The sequence below is a fragment of the Micropruina sp. genome (assembly GCF_027492755.1).
GTDB lineage: Bacteria > Actinomycetota > Actinomycetes > Propionibacteriales > Propionibacteriaceae > Micropruina.
The window spans coordinates 14,752-17,335 of sequence record NZ_JAPUED010000256.1; the positions used below are offsets into that span (position 1 = coordinate 14,752).

The 2,584-nt window shown below is 69.3% G+C and carries 3 protein-coding genes; all 3 read left to right on the plus strand.

The genetic code is table 11. The annotated features are described in order from the left end of the window. The first annotated feature begins 197 nt into the window (after positions 1-197). The gene (locus Q0066_RS17395; RefSeq protein WP_298135286.1) at positions 198-1,196 is read left to right on the plus strand and encodes a thiamine pyrophosphate-dependent dehydrogenase E1 component subunit alpha; all 999 of its coding nucleotides are present in this window, start codon (positions 198-200) and stop codon (positions 1,194-1,196) included. Continuing rightward, entirely contained in the window at positions 1,193-2,185 is a 993-nt protein-coding gene (locus Q0066_RS17400; protein WP_298135288.1) for an alpha-ketoacid dehydrogenase subunit beta, read from the plus strand. The genes Q0066_RS17395 and Q0066_RS17400 overlap by 4 nt, the downstream gene beginning before the upstream one ends. A 3-nt stretch (positions 2,186-2,188) precedes the next feature. Next, the coding region (locus Q0066_RS17405) for a biotin/lipoyl-containing protein (RefSeq protein WP_298135290.1) at positions 2,189-2,584 on the plus strand (396 nt) is incomplete at its 3' end.

Consider the following 2,584-nt stretch of genomic DNA (forward strand, 5'->3'; position numbering starts at 1 on the left):
TCCGTCATCCCAGCCCACTCCGTCATCCCAGCGAATGCCGGGATCTCAGCCGGGATCTCTGCCGTCCGTCCCTGCGCGGGAAGTGCGCGGGGAGATCTCGGGGCGGAGCTCGGGATGAGGCGGCCCTCAGAACTGCAAAAAGATTCAGTGTGCGCAGAGTCTTGCACATAGTGCGTCTGCGGACTTAGGGTTCCGGCATGGCAGCAGGGCAGCTGGATGCGCTTGACGCGTATCGGACGATGTGGCGGATCCGCCTTTTCGAGGAGGCGGTCGAAGACCTCTACGGACGGGGCATGATGCACGGCACCATGCACCTGTCCATCGGTCAGGAGGCGGTGCCGACCGGTGCCTGCGCGGCGTTGAGCGAGGGCGACCAGATCACCTCGACGCACCGCGGGCACGGGCATTGCATCGCCAAGGGCGCCGACCTGGGCCGGTCGATGGCCGAACTGCTGGCCCGCGACAACGGCTACTGCCGGGGCCGCGGCGGCTCGATGCACATCGCGGACGTCGCCACCGGCAACCTGGGCGCCAACGGCATCGTCGCCGGCGGACCGCCGATCGCGGCGGGCGCGGCGCTGAGCAACCAGCTGCGCGGCACCGACCAGGTCTGCCTGTGCTTCCACGGCGACGGCGCGGTCGGCGAGGGCGCCTGGCACGAGGCACTCACCCTGGCGTCGATGTGGAGCCTGCCGGTGGTGTTCATCTGCGAGAACAACAAGTACGGCATGTCGATGTCCAGCGAGAAGGCATTCAAGGTCGAGCACATGAGCGACAAGGCCGCCGGCTACGGCGTCCCGGGCGAGACCGTGGACGGCAACGACGTCGAGGCGGTCTTCGAGGCGGTCAGCCGGGCTGTGCAGCGGGCCCGGGCCGGTGACGGGCCGACCTTCATCGAGGCGCTCACCTACCGCTGGCGCGGCCATTCCAAGTCCGACAAGAACCTGTACCGCACCCGCGAAGAGATCGCGCAGTGGCGCGCCGACGACCCGATCGCGGCCTACGCCGACGTCCTGCTGGAGCGCGGCACCGTCACACAGGAGGAGCTGAACCAGGTGTCCGATCAGGTGCGCAGCGAGATCCGTGAGGCCGTCCGGTTCGGCACCCAGGGCGAGGAGCCGACGGTAGAGGCGATGCTGGCCGGCGTCTACGCGCCGTCCCCGGTGGACGCCCGTCCGGTGGAGGCCCGGGCATGAGCGGCACCCGCAGCATGACCTACGCCGAGGCCGTCCGCGAGGCGATGGCGCAGGCGATGACCGACGACGACCGGGTCTTCCTGATGGGTGAGGACGTCGGCGTCTACGGCGGCGCGTTCGGCGTCAGCAACGACCTGTACCAACGCTTCGGCACCGACCGGGTTCGGGACACCACCATCTCCGAGCTGGGCATCGTCGGCATGGGCGTCGGTGCGGCGCTCACCGGGATGCGGCCGATCGTCGAGATCCAGTTCTCCGACTTCCTCTGCCAGGCCATGGACCAGGTGGTGAACCAGGCCGCCAAGCTGCACTTCATGGTCGGCGGGCAGGCCGACGTCCCGTTGGTGATCCGGGCGCCGGGTGGCTCCGGGACCGGTGCCGCCGCTCAGCACAGCCAGTCTCTGGAGGCGTGGTTCGCGCACATCCCCGGGCTCAAGGTGGTGATGCCGTCCAACGCGACGGACGCCGGCTCGCTGCTGCTGGCCGCCCTGGAGGATCCCAACCCGGTGCTGGTGCTGGAGCACAAGCTGCTCTACAAGCAGACCTTCGAAGTGCCCGAGGAGTTTCCCAGGGCGTACCTGGGCGAGGGCACGATCGCCCGCGCCGGCACCGATCTGACCATCGTGGCCACCTCGGTCGAGGTGCAGCGCTCGCTGGAGGCTGCCGAGCAGCTGGCCGCGTCCGGGATCAGCGCCGAAGTGATCGACCCTCGCACCATCAAGCCGTTGGACGTCGACCTGATCCTGGGTTCGGTGTCCCGGACCGGACGGGTGCTGCTGGTGCAGGAGGCCGCCAAGACCGGCGGCTTCATGGCCGAGGTGTCGGCCAGCATCGCCGAATCGGAGGTGTTCGGCGACCTGCAGGCGCCGATCCGGCGGCTCTGCGGCCTGGACACCCCGATTCCCTACAGCCCGAAGCTGGAGCGGGCCACCGTCCCGCAGGTCGAGGACATCGTCGCCGCGGCGTCCGCGCTGGTCGGGGAGTGGTGAACGATGCCCCGAGTCCCGCTGTTGATGCCGAAGATGTCGATGACGATGGAGTTCGGCACCGTCGAGGAGTGGCTGGTCGAGGTCGGCGGGCCGGTCACCGACGGTGACGCCGTGGTGGTGGTGACCACCGACAAGGTCGACATGGACGTCGAGTCGACCTGCGACGGCACCCTGGTAGAGATCCTCGCCCAGTCCGGCGAGCAGGTGCCGGTCGGCCAGCCGATCGCCTGGATCGAGACCGAGAAGGACGACCTGCTCGGCGACCTCTTCGCGCCCCCTCGTGACGAGGCGGCTCCTGGTGCCGAGGCGACTTCTCGTCATCCCGGGCTTGCCCCGGGATCTCAGGGTGACGGACGAGTTGCGGCAGAGATCCCGGCGTCCGCCGGGATGACGGAGGCC

Excerpts from the sequence above, each read along its gene's own strand:
- Q0066_RS17395 (WP_298135286.1), top strand. The coding sequence starts at position 198 with ATGGCAGCAGGGCAGCTGGATGCGCTTGACGCGTATCGGACGATGTGG.
- Q0066_RS17400 (WP_298135288.1), top strand. The coding sequence starts at position 1,193 with ATGAGCGGCACCCGCAGCATGACCTACGCCGAGGCCGTCCGCGAGGCG.